This is a genomic window from Methanocalculus taiwanensis (assembly GCF_024372745.1).
Lineage (GTDB): Archaea > Halobacteriota > Methanomicrobia > Methanomicrobiales > Methanocorpusculaceae > Methanocalculus > Methanocalculus taiwanensis.
In genome coordinates this window covers 23697-49547 of record NZ_VOTZ01000019.1, presented here as the reverse complement: position 1 = coordinate 49547, position 25851 = coordinate 23697, and the positions used below count along the sequence as shown (strand labels likewise).

At 51.5% G+C, this 25851-nt stretch carries 22 protein-coding genes; 9 read left to right on the top strand and 13 right to left on the bottom strand.

Annotation, left to right across the window (positions count from 1 at the left end):
- The first annotated feature begins 221 nt into the window (after positions 1-221).
- The gene (locus FTO68_RS08995; protein ID WP_368659891.1) at positions 222-539 is read left to right on the top strand and encodes a HepT-like ribonuclease domain-containing protein; all 318 of its coding nucleotides are present in this window, start codon (positions 222-224) and stop codon (positions 537-539) included.
- A gap of 38 nt (positions 540-577) precedes the next feature.
- Here FTO68_RS08995 and FTO68_RS08990 read toward each other — a convergent pair whose 3' ends face one another.
- Positions 578-1198, bottom strand: a complete 621-nt coding sequence (locus FTO68_RS08990; RefSeq protein ID WP_255333063.1) for a zinc metalloprotease — start codon at positions 1196-1198, stop codon at positions 578-580.
- 225 nt (positions 1199-1423) lie between these two features.
- Between FTO68_RS08990 and FTO68_RS08985 the strand changes: the two genes are divergently transcribed.
- From FTO68_RS08985 to FTO68_RS08965, 5 genes are all read left to right on the top strand, one after another.
- Positions 1424-3496 carry a M3 family metallopeptidase gene (locus tag FTO68_RS08985; RefSeq protein WP_255333062.1) on the top strand — a complete coding sequence of 691 codons (2073 nt, stop codon included), beginning with the start codon at positions 1424-1426 and terminating at the stop codon, positions 3494-3496.
- A 180-nt stretch (positions 3497-3676) separates the two neighbouring features.
- Complete coding sequence (locus FTO68_RS08980) at positions 3677-4639, top strand: DNA adenine methylase (RefSeq protein ID WP_255333061.1); 963 nt, start codon at positions 3677-3679, stop codon at positions 4637-4639.
- A gap of 322 nt (positions 4640-4961) precedes the next feature.
- Positions 4962-5534 carry a hypothetical protein gene (locus tag FTO68_RS08975; protein ID WP_255333060.1) on the top strand — a complete coding sequence of 191 codons (573 nt, stop codon included), beginning with the start codon at positions 4962-4964 and terminating at the stop codon, positions 5532-5534.
- 349 nt (positions 5535-5883) lie between these two features.
- A complete protein-coding gene (locus FTO68_RS11885; RefSeq protein ID WP_304364236.1) occupies positions 5884-8079 on the top strand; it encodes a PKD domain-containing protein in 2196 nt (731 codons plus the stop codon).
- A gap of 330 nt (positions 8080-8409) precedes the next feature.
- The gene (locus FTO68_RS08965) at positions 8410-11574 is read left to right on the top strand and encodes a PKD domain-containing protein (RefSeq protein WP_255333059.1); all 3165 of its coding nucleotides are present in this window, start codon (positions 8410-8412) and stop codon (positions 11572-11574) included.
- Between the two features lie 155 nt (positions 11575-11729).
- Here the strand turns inward: FTO68_RS08965 and FTO68_RS08960 are convergent, their stop codons facing one another.
- From FTO68_RS08960 to FTO68_RS08920, 9 genes are read right to left on the bottom strand one after another with little or no spacing between them, the layout of a single operon-like run.
- Positions 11730-12377 carry a V-type ATP synthase subunit D gene (locus FTO68_RS08960; RefSeq protein WP_255333058.1) on the bottom strand — a complete coding sequence of 216 codons (648 nt, stop codon included), beginning with the start codon at positions 12375-12377 and terminating at the stop codon, positions 11730-11732.
- On the bottom strand, positions 12374-13759 hold the full coding sequence (locus FTO68_RS08955) for a V-type ATP synthase subunit B (protein ID WP_255333057.1): 1386 nt from the start codon (positions 13757-13759) through the stop codon (positions 12374-12376). The genes FTO68_RS08960 and FTO68_RS08955 overlap by 4 nt, the downstream gene beginning before the upstream one ends.
- Positions 13759-15513: a V-type ATP synthase subunit A gene (locus FTO68_RS08950; RefSeq protein ID WP_255333056.1), complete on the bottom strand. Its 1755-nt coding sequence runs from the start codon at positions 15511-15513 to the stop codon at positions 13759-13761. The genes FTO68_RS08955 and FTO68_RS08950 overlap by 1 nt, the downstream gene beginning before the upstream one ends.
- A 4-nt stretch (positions 15514-15517) precedes the next feature.
- Positions 15518-15835 (bottom strand): V-type ATP synthase subunit F, encoded by a 318-nt coding sequence (locus FTO68_RS08945; protein ID WP_255333055.1) that lies wholly within the window; start codon positions 15833-15835, stop codon positions 15518-15520.
- On the bottom strand, positions 15832-17019 hold the full coding sequence (locus tag FTO68_RS08940) for a V-type ATPase subunit (RefSeq protein ID WP_255333054.1): 1188 nt from the start codon (positions 17017-17019) through the stop codon (positions 15832-15834). Before FTO68_RS08940 ends, FTO68_RS08945 begins: the two co-directional genes overlap by 4 nt.
- Positions 17009-17620 (bottom strand): V-type ATP synthase subunit E, encoded by a 612-nt coding sequence (locus FTO68_RS08935; protein WP_255333053.1) that lies wholly within the window; start codon positions 17618-17620, stop codon positions 17009-17011. Before FTO68_RS08935 ends, FTO68_RS08940 begins: the two co-directional genes overlap by 11 nt.
- Complete coding sequence (locus tag FTO68_RS08930; protein ID WP_255333052.1) at positions 17621-19075, bottom strand: ATP synthase subunit C-like protein; 1455 nt, start codon at positions 19073-19075, stop codon at positions 17621-17623. It abuts the gene before it with no gap.
- Positions 19072-21051, bottom strand: a complete 1980-nt coding sequence (locus FTO68_RS08925) for a V-type ATP synthase subunit I (protein WP_255333051.1) — start codon at positions 21049-21051, stop codon at positions 19072-19074. The genes FTO68_RS08930 and FTO68_RS08925 overlap by 4 nt, the downstream gene beginning before the upstream one ends.
- Complete coding sequence (locus FTO68_RS08920) at positions 21035-21367, bottom strand: hypothetical protein (RefSeq protein ID WP_255333050.1); 333 nt, start codon at positions 21365-21367, stop codon at positions 21035-21037. Before FTO68_RS08920 ends, FTO68_RS08925 begins: the two co-directional genes overlap by 17 nt.
- A 47-nt stretch (positions 21368-21414) precedes the next feature.
- On the opposite strand from FTO68_RS08920, the gene FTO68_RS08915 reads away from it, so the two are divergent.
- Both FTO68_RS08915 and FTO68_RS08910 read left to right on the top strand, forming a co-directional pair.
- Positions 21415-22440, top strand: a complete 1026-nt coding sequence (locus FTO68_RS08915; RefSeq protein ID WP_255333049.1) for a glucokinase — start codon at positions 21415-21417, stop codon at positions 22438-22440.
- A gap of 45 nt (positions 22441-22485) precedes the next feature.
- Positions 22486-22770, top strand: a complete 285-nt coding sequence (locus FTO68_RS08910; protein ID WP_255333048.1) for a chorismate mutase — start codon at positions 22486-22488, stop codon at positions 22768-22770.
- Between the two features lie 60 nt (positions 22771-22830).
- Here FTO68_RS08910 and FTO68_RS08905 read toward each other — a convergent pair whose 3' ends face one another.
- Both FTO68_RS08905 and FTO68_RS08900 read right to left on the bottom strand, forming a co-directional pair.
- Positions 22831-23010, bottom strand: a complete 180-nt coding sequence (locus FTO68_RS08905) for a hypothetical protein (RefSeq protein WP_255333047.1) — start codon at positions 23008-23010, stop codon at positions 22831-22833.
- Positions 23011-23147: 137 nt separating this feature from the next.
- Positions 23148-23789 carry a hypothetical protein gene (locus FTO68_RS08900; RefSeq protein ID WP_255333046.1) on the bottom strand — a complete coding sequence of 214 codons (642 nt, stop codon included), beginning with the start codon at positions 23787-23789 and terminating at the stop codon, positions 23148-23150.
- 115 nt (positions 23790-23904) lie between these two features.
- On the opposite strand from FTO68_RS08900, the gene FTO68_RS08895 reads away from it, so the two are divergent.
- A complete protein-coding gene (locus tag FTO68_RS08895; RefSeq protein WP_255333045.1) occupies positions 23905-24726 on the top strand; it encodes a cache domain-containing protein in 822 nt (273 codons plus the stop codon).
- Between the two features lie 6 nt (positions 24727-24732).
- Here the strand turns inward: FTO68_RS08895 and FTO68_RS08890 are convergent, their stop codons facing one another.
- Positions 24733-25839, bottom strand: a complete 1107-nt coding sequence (locus FTO68_RS08890) for an ABC transporter substrate-binding protein (RefSeq protein WP_255333044.1) — start codon at positions 25837-25839, stop codon at positions 24733-24735.
- Between the last annotated feature and the right edge of the window lie 12 nt (positions 25840-25851).

Below are 25851 nucleotides of genomic sequence, written 5' to 3'. Positions count from 1 at the left end.
AACGGGAAGAGTTACCGAAGAGAGAAGAAAGCATAATCATTAAATATGATTATCCAAGAGTGAGTATTTAAAGGGGGGATCAGTTCGGATCGGCGTTAGGGGATCAATTTGGATCGGCGAATACAATTTTCGGTAAAAACGTCGAACTTATCGCAGAACATGCACTCGATTCCAGAATCCGACCGGTAGTTATTGATGAGGTGATCTGGATTTGAAGACAGATACCTTTTTATATCAGCCATATTATTCATGAGATTGACTACATCCAGAAGAAATGTGAAAATCAAACCATTGATGACCTTTATTCAGATGAGGATCTTCAACATATCGTATCCCGTGCCTTAGAAATCATTGGCGAAGCGTCAAAGAATATCTCTCCAGAGATGAAGAGCGCCCATGATAACATTCCCTGGAAAGAGATTGGTGGGATACGGGATAAGATCATTCACGGGTATTTTTCAATCAACTGGATTATTGTATGGGACGTTATCACTCATGAGATAGGGGACTTAAAAACCCTGCATTTAGAGATTAAATAAAATAAAGAAGGGGGAGCAATTCCCACATCCCCCAACAATCACAGGTAAAACAGCGCCCCAAAGAGCAGTGCAAACGAAACTGCGATTACCACAATAAAGATTAACGGGTTCCATGCAAGTACCTTCTTCCCGTCAAGTGGTCCGAACGGGAGCATATTGAAGGCGGCGAGCATCGCGTTGATCTTGACGCCGACAGCGCCGACAAGCATCACAAACCAGCCGAGACCAAACATTGTTCCCGCTATAAAGAGCAGACCAAAGGGGATTGCGAGGAGGAGGTTTGTTACCGGGCCGGCAACCGAGATCAACCCGTTCTCCCTCTTTGAGAGGGTCGGACCATAGATCATCGTGGCGCCGGGTGCCGCAAAGACAACCCCGACGAGGGCGGCAATTGCTACTGCAACAAGGAGCATCTGGTTATCTTTCTGAAATTCTGCCCAGTACCCATACCGCATCGCTGTGAACTTATGGGCAAGCTCATGAAGCACAAAGCCCACCCCGACCGTTATCAGCGAGAGGAGGAAAAAGAGGGCGGCAGTTCCAAGATGCACGCCGGTTGCCGAAAATCCGCCGACAAGCGCAAGGGTGAACGCCAGGGCAAGCGCAAGCCAGGCAATGCCGAGATCCTTGCGCTCACGTTCCGATATACGTTCCAACATACTGTATACCTCTGTTGCATGAAGAGATAGGGTTTCTCATTTTGATCAAATCCATCAATCAATCATCCAAATCAAGAAATCGTCCTGATCTTCATTCCCGGAGAGGGAAGAGAGGGTAGTGTGCGGGAGACAGGTGAAAACTCTCAATGAACAATCGGTATCAGAACATATTTTCTCCTCTTCTGCAAAATATCTCTTTAGGGTTAAAAATTCGGAATGAATACCATGAGTACTATATCATCACCCAGAAAACTCATCTTCACTATCTCTCTCCTCCTGATCCTCAGTGCACTCATCGGAGCAGCGGGATGCCTCAGTGAAGAACAAAACCAGAACCCGGCCACTGGGACAGAACAGCCGATACAGGCAGAGTATGCCCCGGGCGAAATAACCCTCCTCTATGCAGAGGCAGAAAACAAGGCACGAGCCGGATTCGATGCAATCGCAGATATACCGGCAGATAAGCGGACATTTGAGAATACCTTCCTTGCTTTTGATACCATCTTCACCGATTATACGGATCTCGTCCACCCCATGCTGGTGATGGGGTATGTCCATCCCGATCCAACCGTCCGGGAGGAGGGGATGGCCGCCGATGAAGCCCTTTCGGTATTCACAACAGAGACCTATGCCCGGCGGGATCTCTATGATGCTCTGGCTGATCAGCTGCCCCGGACAGCGGATGAAAAACGTCTCCGTGATGTTATTGTGAGAAGATTTGAGAAGCAGGGGCTCCACCTCGACGATGATCAGCTTGAGGAGGTCATCAGGATGAAGAACCGGATTGCTGCACTTGAGGCAGAGTACAACGCTAACCTCAACAGTGATAACACAACCCTGATCTTCTCAGAGGAAGAGCTCCGCGGACTCCCCCCATCCACCCTTGCGGGTTTTGGCAGGACAGAAACAGGAGCCTGTATCGTCACGACAAGCTATCCCGATTATATCGCAGTCATGAGCTATGCGGATCTGAGTGAAACCCGGAAGCGGATGCTTGCTGCTAACAATGCCATGCAGGGAGACAAGAACATCCCGCTTCTTGAAGAAGCCATCCAGCTTCGCCAGAAGGTTGGCCGTGAACTCGGATATGATACCTGGGCTGACTACCAGATCGATGGCCGGATGGCAGGGGATGCGGATTCAGTAATGGCATTCCTTAACGATCTGAAAGATCCCCTCCGGGAGAAGAGGGAGGCTGAATTTGCCACCCTTCTCTCAATCAAACAGCGGAATGAACCCGGAGCAGAATCACTCGATCCATGGGATATTATGTATCTCACCGAGATCTACAAAACCGAAGAGTACGGGTACAGCACGGATGAGGTGAAAGAGTACTTCCCCCTTGATCGGGTACTGGATGGATTGTTTGAAATCTATGAATCCCTCTATGGGATAATAATTGAGGAAGTCGATAATCCAGTCGTATGGCATCCCGATGTCCGGCTCTTCAAAATCAGCGATGAGGCAGATGGGACAACAATTGCACACCTCTATCTTGATCTCTATCCACGCGAAGGAAAGTACAATCATTTCGTCATTCATGGCCTTGAAAGCGGACGGATGACTGAAGAAGGGTATGCACAACCTTCTGCGGTGATAGTCGGAAACTTTAACACCCCACAGGTTGGCAAGCCTACCCTGTTAACAATAGATGAAGTCTGGACCTTGTTCCATGAGATGGGGCATGCCACCCACAACCTTCTCACCCGTGCACCATATGGCATTCTCTCAGGGTTCGAGGTCGAGTGGGACTTTGTGGAAACCCCATCCCAGGCATTCGAAGAGTGGATATATGACCCTGCCATCATGGAATCGATCTCCGGCCATTATACAGATCCGGAACAAAAGATCCCACCGGATCTTCGGGACCGGGTGATCGCCTCGGAAGATTTCGGGAAGGGATATACCTACTCCTCATTACTCCTCGGTTCACTCCAGGATATGATCTATCACACGACAGACGGGCCCGTTGACACTGTCCTGATTTACAGGGAGCTGCATGAAGAGCTGCGGGGGATGCCCGCAATCGAGGGGACACAACAGCCTGCCAGCTTCTCCCACCTGATGGGCGGATATGATGCCGGGTACTACGGGTACCTCTGGTCAAAAGTGTATGCGATGAATATCGTAGAGCGCTTCAAAGAGGACGGCATGACCAGCCGGACAACCGGAATGGCATACCGAAGAACAGTTCTTGAGAGAGGCAATATGGCAGACGGCATGGTGCTATTGACAGACTTCCTCGGGGAAGAACCGGGGATCGAGCCGCTATACCGGTTCCTCCGGATCGAAGGGTAAACCAATCGAATAATACCACATCCCCCTCTTTACAGGCTCCATGACGGGTGCTGGCGCCAGATTCCGCCATCCTTTGGAGTATCAGGCTGGAGCCCCTGACTCAATCTGGCGGATTTTTTTGTTCATAGTACACATAGATACCAAAGAAGCAGGAACAGCCACCAAGGAGACACTCTAACTATGCCCAGGCCAAAACGAACACCCGGACAGGCGCACCCGTTTCTTAAATGGGCGGGCGGCAAAACACAACTTCTGCCCGAACTCATCGGCCGCCTCCCGCCAGGGATTGCCCACGGGGAGATCACCAGTTATGTCGAGCCTTTCATTGGCGGAGGGGCGCTCTTCTTTGCCCTGCATGAACATCATACCATAGAACAGTCATATCTCTACGACATCAACTGCGAGCTGATCCTCTGTTACACCGTTATTCAGAAGGATGCCGAGGCGTTGATCGGAGAACTGGAACACCTTCGATCTGAGTTTTTCAAACGTGACGAGGAGGGGAGAAAAGCCTTTTATTACGAGATCAGGGAGAGCTTCAACAGGCAGCTCTCTCTGATATCATGTGAAGGATACAACCGGGACTGGATCACTCGTGCGGCATGGATTATCTTTTTAAACCGCACCTGTTTCAACGGGCTGTTCCGGGTGAACCAGAAAGGCGGGTTCAATGTTCCCTTTGGGAAGTACAAAAACCCGGATATCCTGAATGCAGAGAACCTGAGGAATGTCGCAAAACTCCTTGCGGACACCACAATCAGGCAGGGAGACTTCACCTGCTGCCGGGATGTTGTGGATGATAAGACGTTTGTCTATTTTGATCCCCCCTACCGCCCACTCAACGAGAAGACTGCCGTATTCACCTCATATGCAAAGGATGGGTTTGACGAAGGCGATCAGGTTCGTCTCGCTGAGTTCTTCCGGGAACTTGATGCAAAGGGAGCAAAAGTCATGCTCTCCAATTCAGATCCCAAAAACACCGATCCCGATGACTGCTTCTTTGATGATCTCTATTCCGGCTTCACCATCAAACGCGTACCTGCAACACGGATGATCAATTCAAATGGTGCTGGGAGGGGTGTAATCAACGAGCTGATCATCACGAATTACCATGTAGACCTGACCACTACCAGCGGACTGTAGACGTGGTCCGGGGAGGTGCCACCTGATCGATCCTGATCCGGACAGATTTCAATGGTAATGGCTAAGTGGGTGCATTCGATGCCACCCTGAATGTATGTTATTCTGTGGGGAAGAGCAGCAATTCATAAGATCATTATACAAACAGGAATTGACATTTTCAGGAGGCATCCGGTCTCAAAAGACTGCCTTTAGCCAAAAAGCCTTTCTTTCTTTGGGTTTATTACTATTTTATATTGTTGAGGCCATCTCGACTGTCTGCTGAACGACCGATAAAACGTAAAACAAACATAAATATAATAAACAGAAACAAACAGGGGCAGCCATGATGCCGATAAAAAACAACTCAAAGGCAGTTTTTACAACCATTCTATTGATGGGCATCGCAATTGGAGCCATAATACCTGTAGCATTGGCATCATCCATCCCGCTCCTTCCCTGCGAGATATCCGGCACCGTCACCATCAACGGTGAACCGGCTCCTGCCGGGACAATCGTCGTTGCGTACATAGACAATCTGGAACGTGGCAGGATCATAATCAGAACATCCGGGATATTCGGTGGGACAGGAGCCTTTGATGAGCGGATCGTCATCCAGGGGGAAGGGGATGACCTGGGGAAGATGATCACATTTCTGGTGAATGATATTCCGGCAAATAACACTATCCCCTTCGTAAGCGGAGAAAGCTACCAAATCGACCTTGATGCCCGACTGCTCAGAGGTGATTTAAACCAAAACGATCGGATCGATATCGGGGATGTCGCAAAGGTTGCCTGGATGGCAGCCGGGCTTATTGATCCGGATCCGGCAGCTGATTTCAATAGTGATGGAGGGGTTGATGCGGCAGACGCAGCCCGGATTGCATATTATTATGTGGGGAAGAACCAGGTGCTCTGAGAGTAGTATCGAATATAGAAGCCAAATCATCAGGCAGGGTTTGAGGTACTACACGGAAATCACTTAGCAGGCGCATCCCGCATCCCCTGAATAGAGCTAATAGATCGGACCCCGAGTATCAATAACCCCGAGTCAAAAACAATCCTCATAATTATGGAGATTGACACATTACAATTCAACATCTGAAAAGATTAGAGAAAATACAATTTTATATTTAACATTAATTGAGCAATAAATTGCTCAAGAGATAGATATTAATAATAACAGATTATACTCCATTTAAAGCTGGATGGAACCATAAAATGGATGTCCAAACAGTTAATTTTTTTTAAAATTTTGGAGGAGAGAGATGACAAAAGCACTGTACAGAAACCGGAAAATCATACTAATTGGATTTCTTCTTCTCTGCTTCTGTTCTGGAACAGGAGTCATGGCTGATTCATTCAGCAGAGGAAGTAATATCCTCGTTTCAGTCGCAACAGACGGTAATCCAGGAAATTCAGATTCATTTCTGGGGGACATTTCATCGGATGGCAGGTTTGTGACCTTTTCATCAAGTTCATCAAACCTCGTGCAGGGAATGGACCCGCCAACCTGGCTTCAGAATATATTCGTGCGGGATAGAATAGCAGGAACCACAACTCTTGTATCCACTGCTATAAATGGAACACAAGCAAACGGAGACTCCACAAAACCTGTAATCTCATCAGATGGGCGATATATAGCATTTCAGTCAAATGCAAACAACCTTGTGCTGAATGATACAAACGGCAGGACTGATATCTTTGTATATGACAGGAATAACGCAAATATTACCCGTGTCTCCGTAGCAACAGATGGTACAGAAGGATGGGGCGGACGGAATCCATCTATCTCTTTGGATGGTCATTACATAGCATTTGAATCAATGGATGACTTTGGTGAGCCGACAGGCCACGCAGGGTATACCTATGTTTATATACATGATATAAACTCGAGCACCACCACGCGGGTTTCAGTCAGCTCAAGCGGGCAGGCAGGACTCGGACAGTCGTTAAACCCTTCAACTGCGGATAAAGGCGGCATCATTGCATTTGACTCCTCTGCAAACAATCTTGTGCCGAATGATACGAATGGACTGGCTGATATCTTTGTGCATTTGAAAGGTGCAAAAATCACTTCAAGAGTCTCGATTGCATCAAATGGGACCGAAGGGGATGGCGAATCATCCTCGCCTTCAATATCTGATGATGGAAGGTTTATCACATTTACATCAAAATCAAAGAATTTTGAATCAGGGGCAGAATCAAAGGGGTATGGTGAGCTTCCGGATATCTTTGTACATGACAGAGAACATACTACAACCACCCGCGTATCAAAAGATCCAAATGGAGCACCCGGCAACTACTGGTCACATAATCCCTCCATCTCCGGAGATGGCAGATATATTACATATGATTCTGAGTCAACAAATCTTGTCACCGGATTACCTCCAGAATCCTACATGAAACGCATCTTCCTCTACGAGATCGAAACAGAGAGCACCACGCTCATCTCTGTTGCATATGATGGAACACCCGCAGATGGCACCACTGAAAATGCTGTGATTTCTGAAGATGGCAGGTACATAGCCTTTGAGGGGAGAGCATCCAATCTCATTCCAGGTGGGTCATCATATCCCAAATCCATCTATATCCATGATAGAGAAACGTCTGCTCCAACTACCGCCCCAATTGCAAACTTCACCGAAGATCGAACGATCGGCATGGTACCACTCACTATCGCGTACACCGACACATCAACAGAATACCCTACATCCTGGCTCTGGGATTTTGGGGATCAGGCGACATCAACCGATCAAAACCCCACACACATCTACACAATACCTGGTATCTACACAGTTGAACTTGAGGCGAAGAATGGAATCGGATCAAACCGAACACAAAAGAAGGATCATATCGTTGCTCTTCAACCAAGATCCGATATGGGAATCCGTGCAGGAACACTCAACCTTGCTACCGGTATGAACAACACAATTCCAATTCAGATCACTAATATCACCGATGCCGGTAGAATATCCCTGAATGTAACGATCAGTCCCGAGTACGCACGAATTATCAGTATCATGGTTAACAACTCAGTCTCCAAAGGAGTAATCATTGAGAGCACAATCAATGATGAAACGGGAAGTGCCATGATTATCCTTATCGGAAATACCAGCACTTTTACTGCCGGCGCAACACCTCTTCAGATCCTGGAAATCATGGTTCGTGCCAGGGCCGTTCCCGGGGAAAGCAGGATCGAGATTCTTGATGCTGCCTGGAGCCGACCTCATTTCGCGGTTGAATTTGGCAGAATAGAGAATGCAATATTGATTATTCATCAGCGTGCCGACTTTAACGGCAATCAGAGGATAGATATCGGGGACGTTTCAAAGGTTGCATGGATGGCAGCAGGCCTCATTGAAGAAGATTTTGAGGCGGACTTTGACGGAGAGAACAGAGTCGGTAGCGAAGATGCTGCCAAAATCGCCTACTATTATGTAGGAAAGATCAGTGAGCTCTGAACTCACGTGAGTGGAGAGGGTCGGAAACCAACAATAGTTTTTTATATAAAAAGAGATATTAGACGGATAATGATGGGAAGAATGCTCCCCACTCATCATGTCAGTATCTCACAATCTGGTTACTGAATCACCCCATTTCGTTTTTTTTCTGAAATACCAGTATGACAGGGAAGCGGATATCGCCAAACAGGATTTTACCGGTGCAATAAAGTCGTATATCCTGCGGTGTTGCCATGAACGGTGGTGGAAACGATGATAGGAAGACGAAATAACCAGGCAATAAGGATGATCCTCTTTCTCCTGATCATATTCTCCTTTCTTGCTTCAGGAGTGCAGGCTATTGAAAACTATAGTTATGTGACAAAGTGGGGTACTTTTGGGGAAGGGGAAGGGGAGTTTAGAACACCGGTGTATGCTACACTTGACACTGCTGGAAACGTCCTTGTAACAGAGAGCAGAAATAACCGCGTCCAGATCTTCGATAGCACAGGCCGATTTATCACCACATGGAAAACAAGGGATCCTGAAACCGGAAAATTATTTACTCCAAAGGGGATTGCATGTGACGCTTTCGGGAATGTCTACCTGACCGATTCATCCAATCACCGGGTATGGAAATTCTCACGCACAGGGATATTTATAACAAATTGGGGAGGATATGGAGAAAAACCGGGGCAGTTCATCTATCCACATGATGTCGCCGTTGATAGTAGTTCAGGAGTTGTCTATGTAACAGATGAAAATAACCATCGCGTACAGAAGTTTACAGGTGGCGGCACCTACATCACCAGCTGGGGATCTCATGGTTCGGGTGAGGGCCAGTTTTCAGCACCTACCGGAATCACAGTCGATATATCCGGCAATATATATGTAGCAGACAACCAAAACCATCGCATCCAGAAATTCACAGACAATGGCACCTATATTACATCCTGGGGGACACAGGGTTCGGAAGAAGGGCAATTATACTGGCCTTGGGGGATTGCAGTTGATGATACGGGTGGCGTTTATGTGGCAGATCTCCAAAACGACCGTATACAAAAATTCAGCAGTAATGGCAGATTCATCACAGCATGGGGAAGGTACGGTACAGCTGATGGAGAGTTTCTCAGACCAAGAAGTGTCGCTGTGTATGGGGAGGGGAGCAAAGTCTATGTGGTTGACAGCGACAATTCCCGAATCCAGATGTTCACCACAATACCAGTCATACTGCATCTAAACTACTCCCCTAAAATACCAGTTACGGGACCGGAAACAAAGACAATATTCTCTGCCGTTATCGCTGAAGTGCCCGGATATGAGATCTGCGGTCTGGAGTGGGATTTTTTGAACGGCACAGAAGCATCATCACGTCCTGAAGAAAGACTCGGAGGAAAAACAAACCTGAATTATTCTCAGGGAAAAACATGGCAATACGGAGAATATGGCAATAAACAGTTACAAGTGAAGCTCTTTGGCAAACAAAATGGCGAAAACGACCCATACCTTCTCGATCAGAAAGATATTGATTTCAAAGTGTTCTTCCCAATGGGAGGTCCATCTGACTGGAAGACAAATCCCTATGCATCCCCGCTAAACTGGAGAAAGGATCCATCCATTCTAACTAACGAGCCAAACTGGTACCATTACTGGAAAAGGGAGGGTTCTATCGAGAAGATCAATCTGACAACCTATGATCCAGGCACTGGCAGCGCAGGTTATTATAATTCATCAACAGGAATCATCGCCCTTGGTCCGGCAGCTCCGACACTATGGAATACAATCACCCTCAACACCGCTCTCGAACCTGATGGGGAGACCATCGGTGGGACAGTTGGAATAACAGGGGCAACAGCAACAGTCTTCCATGAACTCCATCATGAAACAATACGGCTTACACGTGAATCGGGAATATTTTCAGGATTGCATGACTCTGATTACAATAACTCATCATTACGATATAATTATAGAGCAGATGGCCGATCATACTATCAGACATCAAACGACAATCTACCTGATGCTTTTGAAAATGGAACACTGACGACAGAATGGGAACCCCGGGGATCCCAAACCGACATCAACCATACAGACACATACAATTTCCGTACTCATTTTGATCAAAATTACATCACGTATGGAGACGAAGAGTATCTCTGCTACCGGGAGGAGAACCGGGCTCTCGGCCGTGTCGAAGGCTTTGTACCCAGGTATGATTATACCAAAGACTGGTCAGATGGAGGGAGGATGGCCAAAGAGCAGGCAGATTCAACTGTCCCATCAACATATAGTAGTGAACGTGTAACCATACCCTCTCTCGATCAGACAATACTCCTCTCAGAAGAGACCGATGACTCTGGATTCCTTCATTTTGTAGATAATGGTCTCGATACAAACGGGAATGGATTATACAATCTTCTTATCGTTGATGTGACATTGGGCGTTGACTATCCGGGAACATATACGCTATATGGAAACCTCACTGATGAAGAGGGTACCTTCATAGCATCCTCATCGCAACGGATCCCTCTTGCCACCAACGGCATTTTCGAAGTTACTTTACAATTTAACGGGACAGAGATCCATCAATCTGAAAGAAATGGACCATATATACTCAATGTAATCCTGTCAGAGTCCGGGGGAAGGGAAGCATTTATCCTTGACAATAGGGCATATGCCCATTTAACTGAGAGCTACACCCCCTCCCAATTCGAAGGAGCCCAGATCTCCCTAACAGATACATATGCCGATTTCGCTATTGATTCAGATGGGGACGGAACCTTGGATTTCTTGAGAATTGATACCGGACTGTCAGTGACACACGCTGGAAGATACAAAGTCTCAGCAGCACTGTATGGATATTCCGGGCACATCACCACTGCATTTTATGAAGGAGAATTCTACATGGGAGAAAATATAGCACCCCTTTTATTCAGTGGACGGGTAATCGGATTACAGGGTATTGACGGGCCTTATGAGTTGCGGGATGTAGTTATAATGAGCCAGGATAATATTCAAATAGATTATAATAGATCTCCTTATAGAACACATGATTATTCCAAAGGAGATTTTCTCCCATCCCCACCCAATGCCACCTTCATAACCGCACCGCACAAGGGAAATGCTCCCCTTACCGTTAATTTTACCGATATGTCAACCAAAAATCCCGACGCATTCAGATGGGAATACAATACAGGTATCGGCTGGAGAACCTTCTCACAGTTGAAAAACCCCCAATACACCTTCTTCGAACCAGGAAACTACTCCATCAGGCTCACCGCGAAGAATGATGGCGGAATTAACACTGACACCCAGATAGACAGAGTTATCGTTAATATCCAAGGTGATTTCAATGGAAACGGGCATGTTGATATAGGAGATGTATCAAAAGTCGCATGGATGGCATTAGAACAAATCAAACCAGATTTAGCAGCAGATTTCAACAAAGATGGCAGAGTGAATGGTGCCGATGCCGCAATAATCGCTTACTACTATGTCGGGAAAATTTCAGAGCTTTGATTGGGTAGTGTACTATCCGGTTCCATGGATTTCATGGGAACGGCAAACGTCTCAAATAACCCCAATCACAATCAATATCAGCACAATCCCCCCGATTGCAACCGTCAGTACCCCGGCGATCCCAAGAGCCAGATAGAGGAGCGGCAGATAGTCATTCACCATCGCCGCTCCTCCCCCCGTGCCTTTGTCCGTTTCCTCCTGAAGAGATCCTCCCGCTCCATCTCCTCAAGATAATCCGAGATATAGGCAATAATCCTTTTTTGCTGCGGGATCATGATCGAATCAAGGGCATTTGCCCGCCGCCTGACCGAAGTTATCCGGGACGAAAGGCGGAGGAGGGCGCCTTCCACCTCGGCGAGCCGGATGGCGGCGGCAATTGCCTCTTCTGCAAGATCGGAAGCGCAATCCAGCCTCCCGGTTGCTGCCGGGAAGCCGTATCCGGGGACACGCCCCTCCCTGAGCGGATCGGGGATATCAAATCGCGGAACCCCTACCCCCATGATACCCTTCTCAATTACCAAAAGATCGGGTATGATCCGCTCGACAGCGGCACAGCTCTCCACTTCCCGGTGAGACGCCGCCATCTCCGCTGCAAAGAGTGCCGGGTATGCCGCAGCAAACGCCTTCTCCATCACTCCCCTCAGCTCATCCCGCCGTTTTGAGAGGGAGAAGAACTCCATCACCATCGCGTCAAGCTTCTCCCTGAGGAGCTCGTGCCCCTTCTCCGCGATCACAAGCCGCTTGCGCACCTTCAGCAGTTCGATCCGTGTCGGGCGTGTACCGGGGGGGAGCCTCCGGCTCACCCGGTGCCACCCCGGTAATGCTCTTTAATATACTTCGGATCAATCCGCTTCAGCTCATCTTGTGGGAAGATCGAGAGGAGATCCCATGCACGGTCGAGGGTTTCATCAAATGATCGCCCCTCATCCCGCTTCTGGCCGACAAACTCATGCTCGAACCGATCGAGGAAGGTCAGGTACAGGCGGTCGACATCAGTCAGCCCTTCATCGCCGATCACTGCCACAAGCCCGGCAAGCCGCCGTCCCCGGGCATAGGCGGCATAGAGCTGGCTTGATACATTCGCATGATCGGGCCGGGTCCTCCCCTCCCCGATCCCGCCCTGCATCAGCCGTGACAGGCAGGGAAGCACATCGATCGGGGGATAAATCCCCTTCCTGTGCAGTTCGCGGGAGAGGACAATCTGCCCTTCGGTGATGTACCCGGTCAGATCAGGAACCGGATGGGTGATATCATCATCAGGCATTGAGAGGATCGAAAGCTGAGTGATCGAGCCTGGCCGCCCTTTCACCCGACCGGCCCGTTCATAGAGCGATGCGAGATCCGTGTACATATATCCCGGGTACCCTCTCCGTGCCGGTATCTCCTCACGGGCAGCCGAGACCTCGCGGAGCGCCTCGCAGTATGCGGTGATATCCTGCATGACAACAAGCACATGCATCCCCAGGTCAAATGCCAGGTATTCAGCCGCAGTCAGGGCGAGCCGTGGGGTAACGATCCGCTCAATCGCAGGGTCATCGGCACGATTCAGAAAGATCACCGCATGTGCCCGGGCCCCGGTCTCGGAGAACTCCTCGACAAAGAATCGTGCCTCCTCGTGGGTGATTCCCATCGCCGCAAAGACGACTGCAAACGATTCGTCAGTCCCCCGTACACGGGCCTGCCGTGTGATCTGGGCGGCAAGGAAACTGTGGGGGAGGCCTGAGCCCGAGAAGACCGGGAGTTTCTGGCCCTGGACAAGCGTATTCATCCCGTCGATTGCGGATATCCCGGTCTCAATCGAATCCTGCGGGAACTCCCGTTTTGTCGGGTTGATCGCATAGCCGGAGATCTCCATCTCCTTCTCAGGTACGACACTCCCTCCGCCATCGATCGGATCAGCCGATCCTGAGAAGATCCGGCCGAGCATCTCTTTTGAAACAGGCATCGTCATCGGCCTGCCGGTGAACCGTACCGCGGTGATATCGCAGTCGAGATCGCGTGTTCCTCCGAAGACCATCACGATCGCCATCCCTTTCCTTGACTCAAGCACCTGCCCTGTCCGGACTGTGCCATCGGGGAGGAGAACCTTCACTACCTCGTTATACCCGGCATCATCGATCCCGGATACTGCAAGGATTGGCCCTGCCACCCTGACAACAGACTGGAACTCGCGGAGCGGCGGCATCAGGCATCACCCCCTGGAAATGCAGAGTTCATCTCTTCACAAATCTTTGGATACAACGAGTCGAACTCCTCATGCGGTATCGGGCCCAGCCGGGAGAGCCGGGCAGTCACCGGAAGCTGCTGGATCTCAGCAGCTGTCATCCCCTCACCAACTGCATGACGCCCCAGCCGGTAATACCGATGGATCAGCGTCATCATCCGATACTGCTTCTCTGGTGGGCAGAAGGTATCGACCGGATCAAATGCAGACTGCACCAGAAAGGACTCCCTCAGGATGGCAGCGACATTCAGCGTGAACTTGTCTTCTTCGGGGAGGAGATCGGGGCCCACCAGCTGAACAATCTCCTCAAGTTCGTTCTCTTTCTGGAGGAGGGCAAGCAGATCAGATCGCATCGTTCCCCATTCAGATCCCCCGTGCTTCTCCCACCATGGGGCAACAAGATCCGAATAGAGCGAATAGCTGAGGAGCCAGTTCACTGCCGGGAAATGGCGCTGGTGTGCAAGATCAGCATCCAGAGCCCAGAAGACCCGGACAATCCGGAGCGTGTTCTGGGTCACCGGCTCGGAGAAATCGCCCCCCGGCGGCGAGACTGCCCCAATCACCGAGATTGAGCCTTCTTCGCCGGAGAGCGTCTTCACCCGCCCTGCCCGTTCATAGAAATCGGCAAGCCGGGAACCGAGGTAGGCAGGATAGCCATGTTCACCCGGCATCTCCTCCAGGCGGCCTGAGATCTCCCGCATCGCCTCTGCCCACCGGGAAGTTGAGTCTGCCATCAGGGCAACAGAATACCCCATGTCACGATAGTATTCTGCAATCGTAATACCGGTATAGACCGATGCCTCACGGGCCGCAACCGGCATATTCGAAGTATTGCCGATCAGGACAGTCCTCTTCATCAGGGGCTCCTTTGTCTTTGGATCGACAAGAGACGGGAACTGCCTGAGCACATCTGCCATCTCATTCCCCCGCTCACCGCACCCGACATACACAATGATATCTGCATCGCACCATTTGGCGAGCTGGTGCTGGACAACCGTCTTGCCAGCACCAAAGGGACCAGGTACAGCGGCGGTTCCCCCCTGCACCATCGGGAAGAAAGAGTCGATCACCCGCTGGCCGGTGATCAGGGGGCGGATCGCCGGGAGCTTCGACTGTATCGGGCGGGGCACCCGGACCGGCCAGCGCTGGAGCATTGTGATCTTCTGTACCTTGCCGGTATCATCTTTCAGCCAGAGGATCGTTTCATCCACGGTATACTCACCTTCACCTGCGATCCGCTCCACCGTCCCCGAGAGATCAGGTGCGAGGAGAATTGTGTGCAGAATCTGCTTCGTCTCAGGAACTGACCCGATCACCGCACCACCGGAAATTTCGTCTCCCTCAGAGAGGGAAGGGGTGAAAAGGAACTTCTTCTCACGCGATAGTGCCGGAGCCGAGACACCCCGGACGATGAAATCCCCGGAGAGATCCCCAAGCTCTGTCAGCGGCCGCTGGATGCCATCATAGATCATCTCAAGAAGGCCGGGGCCAAGCTCCACCGAGAGCGGCATCGTTGATCGTTTTACCGGCTCACCGGGGGTAATACCGGTGGTATCCTCGTAGACCTGGATGGTTGCGGTATCGTTATACAGCCCGATGATCTCGCCGATAAGCTCATCCTCGCCGACAAAGACGACCTCATACATCTGTGCTCCACGCATCCGGTCAGCCTCGACAACCGGTCCTGTAATCCGAATTATACTGCTCTCTGTCATCCAATCACCCTGGCATCCCCCGCCCGGCAACCCGTCTGATCGCCTCGGTTATCGTATCATCCCCTTTCACCGGACCCTTTGGCCCCGGTATTTCTACAACAACCGGATAGACCCGGTGCGACCGCCCATGCTCTTCAAGCATCGGGATGAGCGGTCGCACATACCGATCCTGTATAAGGACGATAGCGACTGATTCCTCCATAAGAAGCTCTTTCAGTGCAGCTTCAGCAGATGAAAAATCCTCGCACCGGATCGTCTCTGCCACACCGCCGAGCCGGCATAGGAGAGTGACCGTCCGATCACCAAGTGCAACGATCTTCACCTGCCGCTCACCTCCACCACCATCTGCCCCCTGATCGTCTCGGCAGGTACATGATACAGAATTCCGGCAGCAGCCGCCCGCAGGTTTTCGCATTCGATGCCAAGCGCCATCAGGTACCGAAGAATCGGACCGCTCCCAAGATGATACTGGCTGCTCACCATCCTGCCGACATCAAGCAGGCATTGAGAGAGGGCCATCTCGATTGCACCGGGATCACGGCTCTTCCTCACCTGCTCAATGAAAGGCTCGATATAGGGGCTATACATCGTCTCACTGATCAGGGAAGAGAGTTCCACAAGATCGGCAGAACGGGTTAATGCCCGGAGCATATCATCTGTGATCTCAAAGCCTCCCTTTTGAATGAGGAATGGCTCGATTGCTGCTGCATCCGCACCAGACAGTCGTCCCCGGATCAGAATCCCAAGGTTTTTGCAGTCTATCATCCGTCCGGCCATCAGGACTGCCGGTTCGTACTGGGATTCTTCGATGCCCCGTGCGGTCATCATCAGGGAGAGGTAGCTCTCAGAGAGAAGCGCTGATTCGAATGCCGCATATTCTTCCTGTTCACCAACCACCTTCCAGAGATCCCTGATTCGGGGAAGAATACCTGCCCGGTCAAGTCGCTGGACTGCCTCTTCAACAGAGCCTGAATGGGCGGCCTTCCTGATCGCTGATTCAGAAAATGAGCCGATTGGAACCGCCCTCTTCTCGATCAGATCTCCCGGCAGACCGCCTGCAATCCCCCTCAGAACGGCTGCAACCTCCAATCCCTCGTAGACCTGGATATATCCGAGGATCAGGGAATGGATCGCATCCGGGACAGATACAGCGAGGTTGCCTAGTAATGTATAGTGATAGTGACGGATCAGCCGTTCGGTATCGTCTGCGGTCATCCCCTCCCGGTACTCAATTGAATGGCCTGACCTTCCGGCCCGTTCAAAGAGTTCGAGGAGATCACCTGCATCCGAGAGGGTATCTGCACCCTCTGCCGTCACGAGCGGATTTCCCATCGCCCTGACCCGTGCAGATGGATAGGCAAACGAGGCGATGCTTAAAATCAGCCTGAACCATCCGGCAGATACCGCGATGAAGACTGCGATAAAAAACGCAATGGCAAACGCAATCGCGATCAGCCCTGATCCTTCTCCGGTGAAGAGTTCTGAGAAGATCAGATCAATATCCATTCTCCCCACCTCCATAGAGAATCCCGGATACCTTCCATGCCAGGTGATCCCGCATCTGATCCAACCGTGTCGCAAATGTCTGGTCACACCGGATGGGAGTATCTTTGGAGATGACGATCACCCCGCCAGAGCGGATCTGCGGATCATGGGGTGGTAAGGAGCGGATTGTCACCCCTTCAAGTCCTTCTGCTGCGCTTTCAACTGCTTTCATATCAGCAAACCGGCAGAGAAGAACGATCTCTCCCCCCCCGAGGATCTCCCTCCCTTCATCGATTAGGGTTCGAAGAATTTCGGGGTATCCGGGAGATGACGAGAGTGCAGCCAGCTCTTCTTCAGCAGAAACAAACACCTCCCGTATCCCATGCCATCTCGCATCCCGGATGGCCTTCATCTCATCATACTCAGCCTGGAGGAGGATTTTCTGTTCTTCACGCAGAGCTTTCCGATCACCTTCAAGAAGGGTGCGTTCGTGTTCACGACGAGCCCTCTCCCATGCAGCATCGTGGATCGCATTACTTTCTTCTTCTGCCTTCTGCCAGATCCTCGCGATCTCCTCTTCGGTTTCTTCTTTAATCAAGGAGATGATCTTCTCAAGCCCCATTCAGAGACCCCCAAAGAGCCCGATTCCAAACATGATCAGGATCGCAACAAGAAGGCCGAAGATTGCAAAGGTCTCTGCCATCACCGCAAAGACGAGGCTCTGCCCCATCGCCTCTGGCCTCCGTGCAACCGCACCAATACCGGCAGCAGCAGTCATCCCCTGTCCTATTGCTGAGAGTCCTGCAAGGCCGACGGCAAATCCTGATCCGATACAGGCAAGACCCGCAGCCGCGGTTGCCGTCACGTCGCGGGTGATAATCCCGGTGAAGGCCATGATCAGGATTGCAACCAGCAGGCCATAGATAGCCTGCGTCTCAGGAATCACCGAGAAGACAAGCCCTTTCCCAAACATATCTTCCCGCTCGGAGGTGGTCGCAATCCCGGCAGATGCGGCAATACCCTGACCGATTGCAGAGAGTGCAGCAAAACCAACTGCAATTCCACAGGCAATCGAGGCAAAGCCGGCGGCAAGGGTGGGAACGATATCCCGGGTGATCATCCCGGTGAACGCCATGATCAGGATCGCAACCAGTAATCCATAGATAGCCTGCGTCTCCGGGATCACCGAGAAGACAAGGGATCTTCCGAATGCTTCCGGTTTCTCTGCGGTTGCCGCTGCACCAGCGGCAGCAGCAATACCCTGACCGATCGCAGAGAGTGCAGCAAGGCCGATTGCAAATCCGCACCCGATTGCAGCGATGCCAATCGAAATATCCGAGATCGGGCCGCCTGCGATCATCCCGGTGAATGCCATGATCAGGATCGCAACTAAGAGGCCATAGATAGCCTGCGTCTCCGGGATCACCGAAAAAACGAGGGCACGTCCAAATGCACCCTCATGCTCGGCTGAAGAGGCGGAGCCGGCAGCAGCAGCAATACCCTGGCCAATCGCAGAGAGGCCGGCAAGGCCGACCGCAAGGCCGCAGCCGATCGCGGCAAGGCCGGTCGCCATCGTCGCTACCGCGTCACCTGCCAGGATTCCGGAGAATGCCATGATCAGAATCGCAACAAGCAAACCATAGATAGCCTGCGTCTCCGGGATCACCGAGAAGACGAGGGATCTTCCCATCGCCGTATCGTCCTCCGAGCTGGTGGCAATCCCCGCAGATGCGGCAATACCCTGACCGATTGCTGAGAGACCCGCAATACCGACCGCTAATCCGGCACCAAGAGCAGCAAGCCCCATCGGGGTGGAGACTGGATCGCCGATACCGCCGATCACCCCGGTCGAGAGGAGGATCAAAACCGCCACCAGAAGACCATACATCCCCTGTGTCTGGGGAACCGCCTGGAAGACAAGTGCCTGCCCGAACTTTTCGGGCTTGATTGCGATTACTCCGGCACCGGTAGCGCCGGCAATGCCGACACCCATGCCGGATCCAATCGCAGACAATCCAACGGCGAGCCCGGCACCGGTGACTGCCAGGATAAATCCAGGTGTTAGTTCAGGTATCATGGTTCATCCTCCAAAAGGATCGTCTTCTCCCGGTTCGTGAAAAATGGCTGGAAGAGACGCCCTCCGCCCTCGTAAAAATGCCCAAAAAACTCAACATACTGGAGACGGAGGGCATGGATAAATCCGCCAAGCGCCTGGAGCAGGAAGTTTGCCAGATGACCGGCGACTGCAAAGAGAATAGCAATTATGAGGAGATATGGATGAACTGATCCGATCATCTCAGAGAGGATATTCACTGTCATCGCAATTCCGGCGGTTGCGAGTGCAAGCGCAAGAATCCTTGTATAGCTCAGCCAGTCACCAAGGAATCCCGTGATGCTGAAGAACCCAAGCGGCCCTTCGAAGGTGAGGATCAGACCGGCGGCGGCGGCAGCTCCAGCTCCCGCTGCAAAGAGAAGAGGGAGGGGGATCTCAGCCCACCCGAAGAAGGCGAAGAGGAGGATTGCCGCACAGGGCTGAATCAGGAACCAGACGCCCTGTTCCCTGAGCATCTTCCTGAAATCTCCTGCCCTTATATAGCTGTATGCCGCGATGCCAAGACCCAGGTTCAGGTGTGCGATCCCGAAGAGGAGGGCGGCGGTGAGGATGGTAATCGGATCCATCAGGGGATCGATTATAGCGAAAGGGGGGGCAATGCCGAAGAATCTCGGGAGGAGATCCCCGAAGAATCCCCCCTGTAAGATGCCAAAGAGAATACCGGAGATACCGCAGGCAAACAGGATGAACGAGAAGTCACGGGTGGATCCCGGGTACCGTGCAGGGCCTGCAAGGAGGGCTGCTGCAACCAGTGCAAGCAGCAGTCCGTACCCGGCATCCCCAAGCATCACCCCAAAGGTGATGACGAGTACTGGAGCAATAAAAAATGTCGGATCCACCTCACGATACCGGGGCGGGGCAAATGTCGTGGTGAGAGACCTGAATGGCGAGAGCCAGCGTGGATGGTTGTAGGCAACAGGAACAGCGGCATCCCCGTCCTTCCCCGGAACTGCCCGGTAGATCATGGTGCCGCCAGCATGAAGGTCTCCGATCTTCTCAAGGAGAGGGAGATCATGGCTCCTTATCCATCCTGAATAGAGCCTGAGATCACGGGTTGAACCGGTGAGGGCGGCAGCATCAACTGCATCACGGGCGATCCCCAGGTCTTCTCCAAGCCCGGCAAGCAGCTGAAGGTATTCTGTGCCTTTTTCCCGCAGGAGATTCTGTATCGTTTCGTCTTCCTGATAAAGAGAGCTCTTCTCTTTACGGATATGCTCTAGCGCCTCAGTAACAGAACTTCCATGATCACCGAAGGTAAAATCCGCAAAACCCCTTGAACGGAGGAGTGCATCCACTCTTTCGGCAGCACGTAAATGGGAAAGGACGACTGCAATCATCCCTTCTTCCTTTAGCCTGCATGCTGAGTGAGCAATTGCCTCTGATATTCCCTCTTCTTCAAAAAGTGCGTTTAAATCCTCGCATTCACCGGTTGGAATAAGCCCTGCCCGGACAGTGATAAAACGGGATGGCTCCCGCGGAGGGAGGGACTCTGCAACGCACCGGAAGAGGAGAAGATGCTCCTCCTCTTCATCAAGGCGGGCGATACGCTCATGGATAGCTGAACGACGAACCCGGCAGGATAGGATATCCGAGATCACCGGGTTATACCTATCCACCACCTTCAGCAGTAAGGTGGGATCAGATCGCTCTGCAGGAACAGGGGATTTCCGATCCGGGAGGAAGAAACCAGTGATCCTCCCCAGCTCTTCCCTGTGATCAAGAAGGGCCTCCACCGCACGCTCTATCCTGGCCTGGGCAGATGCGAGTGACTGCCGGATCTCATCCCTTTGCACCAGTGTGATGAGGTGGAGGAGATGCTCGTCACCGGTGATCGGAGTCAGTTCAATAATCCCCTCTTCATGGAGAGCAGAGAGGAACGATGCTGCATGCCGGCGATGAATCCCTACCGTCACCTTCTGCATCTCAGCCGGATAGAACATCCTCCCCTCCGGTGATGGCGGCTATGATCGCTGCAACTGCCTCTTCCTTTCGTGAAGCGGCGGCAGTCGTGATCTGCTCAACTCGCTCTTCTGTTGCAACTGCAATCTCCCGGGCTCTTTCCTCTGCATCCTGTATAGCCCGGTTAACTGTCTCTGCTGCCTCTGTCCCTGCCTTCTTCAATTCATCTTCGATATATGCTGCCGCTTCAATCCTTGCGGAACTGACTGCTTTTTCTGCCTCCTCTTCAGCAGCCAGAATCCGTGAGATCGCCTCTTCCTCCACCTTCAGGACAGCCTCAATATCATGAACCGGCATGAATGTGTTTATAGATTGAACCTGTTATTAACGTACGCCTTCAGGGTATGCTTTATCTGATCATAGAGAGGAAAGATGGTATCCGGCAGAAGATATGGCGGAGTGGGGAGGCATACATGCAGCGAATCCTGACAGCAGATATAGGCGGGACATATAGCAGGTTCTCTGGATTCACCTTCAGTGATGATGGTGCTATCTCGCGGCTGAATACTATTTCATTCATAACCGGCAGTTTCAGTTCATTTAACGATCTGATCAAAGGAGCTCTCATGAATCCGGGCATGGGAGACGTGAGTTCGTGGGACACAATCGTAATTGCGGTACCTGGACTGGTCAGGGAAGGTGTGCATGGGATCCTCCCCAATGTACCGTGGATGGCTGATATACGCACCCTCACCACGAAGATGCCAAAGACTGCGATCTACCTGATAAATGATTTTGTTGCACAGGGTTATGCCTGCCTGATGGAAAAGCAGCTCAAACAAGATGTGGTACAGGCAGGGAGAGCCGAAGATGGCGGGACCATCGCAGTGGTTGGTGCCGGAACCGGCCTTGGGCATTGTGCGATCAGGAAGGGAGCGGGAGATTGCATCTGTGCTCTCCCTTCAGAGGCAGGCCATGCCGCCTTCCCCTTTTATAAAGATGATGAGATTGGTTTCATGGAATATCTCCTGAAGATAAACGGTACCAGTTACCCGCATAACGATCTGGTGGTAAGCGGTCCCGGCCTTTCCCACCTGCATGCATGGCTCACCGGCGGGACGCTTCCTCCAGAGAAAGTGGTTAGCAGAATTGGACCGGAGTCTGAGACAACAGAATTTTTTGCCAGGTTCTTTGCACGTGCGTGCAGAAACTATGTTCTCAGTACGCTTTCAACCAGCGCCCTCTACATCACCGGCGGTGTTGCGATGAAGAATCCATTCCTCGTGAATAACGATTATTTCAGGGAGGAGTTCGCCGATGTTCTGCATTACCGGGATATGCTCGAAACAATTCCCATATCTCTCGTTCGGGATGAAGATATCGGGCTCCTGGGAGCAGCCCTATACGGCAGGGTGCATCTCCGGGTATAAGCCGATCAGGAGGCTTTTTATTTTACCGGGTGAGAGAGATTCCACATGACCATTGATGAGATCCGCGAGGAGATTGCAACTGTGGATACCGAAATTGTCGATCTGATCAAAAAACGGCAGTCGCTGGCAGGTTTGATGGCACATGAGAAGGTGAGGGCAGGCAGGCCACCCGTAGATCCGGCTCAGCGTGAGCAGGTGATTGCACGGGCGGTGGACCGGGCAGTTGAGGCAGGTGTCGATCCGGCAGGGGTGCGTGAGATCTTTTTAAGGCTTGTTCAGATGAGCGAGGATAAGCAGAGAGGCTGTATGGGGGATGGAAACCTGCCGTGAAGCATTCAAAACAGGAGAATCTTCTGGCAGGGCAATAAAAGTACAATATTCTCTTTTTTTCTACGCTTTTTTGTAGATATTCAGCCCGATCTTGATCTCTTCATCATCAGGTATGCTGATATTCCCCTCGCTTGAGGCGATGATCTTCGATTTGCCAGACTTAGAAACCCCGAAGTCCTTTGTGAGATCCACTTCGATGATCAGTTTTGATCCCTCTCTACTCATTTCCATGTTCTTCATGATGCTGATTGTGTGTACCACTCTGCAATGAAGATGCCGGATGGATCGTGCTTCCTCACATCTGGCAGGGAACCCGGAGGGGAGCCTGGGATCTGTTGGTAGAGAGAGGGGCAGGGCAGTCCGGCATCCGGGAGAACTCAGGAGAACCGCATCTTCCATAAGCGAAGGCCAAGATCCTCTGCAATGAAATACCATATGCTGTCATTCGGTTCAAAATGCTGCGAGAGAGATTGCGCAGATGACCTGATCCGGTAGCACCGGACGATATCACGGAGCAGCTTCCGGGAGAAATACTCGTCTTCAACCGGCGGCATCAGGATATGGAGTGCTTTCCCCGAAACGACCATCATCGATCGCATCTCAAAGACACAGGCAGTCTCCAGATCCGCTAATGAGAACGAAGAGCCGCGTGGATGGTTGTGAATGAAGATGGTGTGGGTGAGAGCGAAGAGATCCCGGTGCCCAAACTGTATCCGTGTCCTCTCGCCGGTGAGTTTCTCAAGAAAGGTTCCATGCTCGTCAAAGACAAATGCATGCTCGATTCCTTCATCCCGGATCATGGAAGTATACGCAGCAAGCACCCCGGGAGAGAGGGGATCGCAATTCCGGAAAGGATAGGGGAGCTCAGATAACTGCATCTGCGGGGAGGGGAGCAGCGGGTATGCCGATCCCCGGAAGAGAGCCGGAAACGAAAGAAGAGCCTCATCCGTTTTTTCAAGAATACCCCGGTAAATACCCAAAGGAAGGGGGTTATCCGATGTGGCAGAATGATCCATCATAATAAAATTAATTTGTTATAACCAATATTTTTTTGCCAAAACTGGCGAATTGGCGAGTGACAATTGCCGTCATGCAGTCGAACGATTCTTAAGATAGAACGAGATACAATTCCTTATGCAATCTTCCCATGCGATCATTATTGCCATTGCCTGCCTGCTCGTAGGAATGGGCATTGGGATAGCTCTTGCTCCGGTGCCTGATGCAGATCATGATGCGGCAATGATCCTTCTCAGGCTCCAGTCTGAGATCTCAGCATCACTGGAGATGCTTGACAATAGTATGGCAGCCGCCGCATATGATCTCGGATCAACCGGCCTTGATAACCAGGCAGCACACGATATCCTGCTTGAAACAAGCGGTATTCATCCGGCGATCATCGACTGCACCACCGTCAGCCCGGATGGCATCATCCTTGCTGCAGAGCCGTCCATACACCACGGTGAGGAAGGAACAGATGTCTCTGATCAGAAGGCGACACAGCAGATTCTTGCAACCCGCCGCCCAATCATGAGCGGAATTGTGCCTGTTGCAGAAGGCGGCGATGCATCGTTTATCAGCGCACCTGTCTTCACCAGGGGCGGGATCGCAAGCGATCCGCCGGGGAGGTTCCTCGGGTTCACCTCAATCGTCTTCAGGCCGGATATCCTGATCGGGGGGGTAGCTGAGCCGGTTGTTTCAAAAACACCCTATTCAGTCACCGTTGTAGATACTGACGGCCGCGTACTCTATGATACCGACCCGGATCAGATCGACCTCCCCCTTGATGATCCCATCTATTCTGCATATCCTGTGCTGATCGAATTCGTAACCCGCGTCACAGAAGAGAGGCAGGGGAAGGGGAGCTACATCTTCCGGGATCAGACAAAAGAAGCTGTCTGGACCACCGTCTCCCTGCATGGGACAGAGTGGCGGGTGGCGGTTACCCGGACACTATGAAGGAGATCAGAGCCTCCTCCTTTTTTGTATAAACAGGGCAAGTGAGAAGAGAGCAATCAGAGGAATTACTGCAATCGGGGAGGATTCTTCTGCCTGTGGCATTTCGCGAACCGAAGGGTTATAGAGCTCCGGATGAAGTGCCTCTGCCACCTCTTCGAGCGCATCAACGATCCGGGGCCCTCCACGGCTGATGACATCTGATTCGATGATACATACACGCCCGTTCTGAACAGCATCCAGCCTTGCGAGCCGTGGTTCTGTCATAACGTACGTATAGATGACATCATATCCCGCCTTTCCCATCCCCGTTCCCGAGCTTACCAGAATATAATCGGGGTTTGCTGAGACAAATTCTTCAAGGCCGACAATCTTCCATTCGTCGAGTTCAGCAAAGGCATTCCTGCCACCTGCGGTTCTGATCACCTCGTTCTGGAATGTCCGGTCACCAGACACCCATATCGGATCATGCCAGACGATATGGGCAACAGACGGGGTGTTGGATCGGGTGGCAACCCGTTCCTCCACCGCAGTAATTCTCATACTGAGCTCCTGATTCAGCGCTTCGGCTTCATCTTCAGCACCAGAAACCCTGCCAAGCAATATGATCGTCTCCAGAATCTCGTCGATTGTTGCCGGATCGATGATGAGCACGGTAATTCCAAGTGATCGGAGCCGGTTCAGCACCTCTTCGGAGTTCTTTGGAGCAGCCACCACCAGGTCGGGCTTCGCAGAGACAACCTTTTCAGCACTGATCGTGGTGAATCCACCCATCGATTCGATCTGTCGGGCTTCTGCAGGGTAGTCACTCTGTTCAGCAACCCCGACAAGCCGGTCCCCGACCCCGATTGCAAAGAGAAGTTCGGTATTGGATGGTGCAAGGGAGACGATACGTTTCGGATATGCCCTTATGGCAACCTCACGTCCGGAATCGTCGGTGACAGTGATTGACCGGTTCCCTTCCATCGAACTCCCGATAAGCATGGCTCTGTCAGGATATTCACACGGATCATCTTCTCCCGTTGCCAGACCGGCAGCCCCACCTATACAGAGAAACAGAATAAATAAGCTATAAACGAATCGATTCATAATTGAATTCCTTTCATTATCTTTCATGTACACTCTCCT

What these genes read in the sequence shown, in the direction of transcription:
- FTO68_RS08915 (WP_255333049.1), top strand. Translation starts at nt 21,415, where the DNA reads ATGCTTTATCTGATCATAGAGAGGAAAGATGGTATCCGGCAGAAGATA.
- FTO68_RS11885 (WP_304364236.1), top strand. Translation starts at nt 5,884, where the DNA reads ATGACAAAAGCACTGTACAGAAACCGGAAAATCATACTAATTGGATTT.
- FTO68_RS08985 (WP_255333062.1), top strand. Translation starts at nt 1,424, where the DNA reads ATGAGTACTATATCATCACCCAGAAAACTCATCTTCACTATCTCTCTC.
- FTO68_RS08955 (WP_255333057.1), bottom strand. Translation starts at nt 13,759, where the DNA reads ATGCCGCCGCTCCGCGAGTTCCAGTCTGTTGTCAGGGTGGCAGGGCCA.
- FTO68_RS08890 (WP_255333044.1), bottom strand. Translation starts at nt 25,839, where the DNA reads ATGAAAGATAATGAAAGGAATTCAATTATGAATCGATTCGTTTATAGC.
- FTO68_RS08920 (WP_255333050.1), bottom strand. Translation starts at nt 21,367, where the DNA reads ATGCCGGTTCATGATATTGAGGCTGTCCTGAAGGTGGAGGAAGAGGCG.
- FTO68_RS08910 (WP_255333048.1), top strand. Translation starts at nt 22,486, where the DNA reads ATGACCATTGATGAGATCCGCGAGGAGATTGCAACTGTGGATACCGAA.
- FTO68_RS08980 (WP_255333061.1), top strand. Translation starts at nt 3,677, where the DNA reads ATGCCCAGGCCAAAACGAACACCCGGACAGGCGCACCCGTTTCTTAAA.
- FTO68_RS08975 (WP_255333060.1), top strand. Translation starts at nt 4,962, where the DNA reads ATGATGCCGATAAAAAACAACTCAAAGGCAGTTTTTACAACCATTCTA.
- FTO68_RS08940 (WP_255333054.1), bottom strand. Translation starts at nt 17,019, where the DNA reads ATGGATATTGATCTGATCTTCTCAGAACTCTTCACCGGAGAAGGATCA.
- FTO68_RS08935 (WP_255333053.1), bottom strand. Translation starts at nt 17,620, where the DNA reads ATGGGGCTTGAGAAGATCATCTCCTTGATTAAAGAAGAAACCGAAGAG.
- FTO68_RS08990 (WP_255333063.1), bottom strand. Translation starts at nt 1,198, where the DNA reads ATGTTGGAACGTATATCGGAACGTGAGCGCAAGGATCTCGGCATTGCC.
- FTO68_RS08905 (WP_255333047.1), bottom strand. Translation starts at nt 23,010, where the DNA reads ATGAAGAACATGGAAATGAGTAGAGAGGGATCAAAACTGATCATCGAA.
- FTO68_RS08895 (WP_255333045.1), top strand. Translation starts at nt 23,905, where the DNA reads ATGCAATCTTCCCATGCGATCATTATTGCCATTGCCTGCCTGCTCGTA.
- FTO68_RS08900 (WP_255333046.1), bottom strand. Translation starts at nt 23,789, where the DNA reads ATGATGGATCATTCTGCCACATCGGATAACCCCCTTCCTTTGGGTATT.
- FTO68_RS08930 (WP_255333052.1), bottom strand. Translation starts at nt 19,075, where the DNA reads ATGATACCTGAACTAACACCTGGATTTATCCTGGCAGTCACCGGTGCC.
- FTO68_RS08925 (WP_255333051.1), bottom strand. Translation starts at nt 21,051, where the DNA reads ATGTTCTATCCGGCTGAGATGCAGAAGGTGACGGTAGGGATTCATCGC.
- FTO68_RS08950 (WP_255333056.1), bottom strand. Translation starts at nt 15,513, where the DNA reads ATGACAGAGAGCAGTATAATTCGGATTACAGGACCGGTTGTCGAGGCT.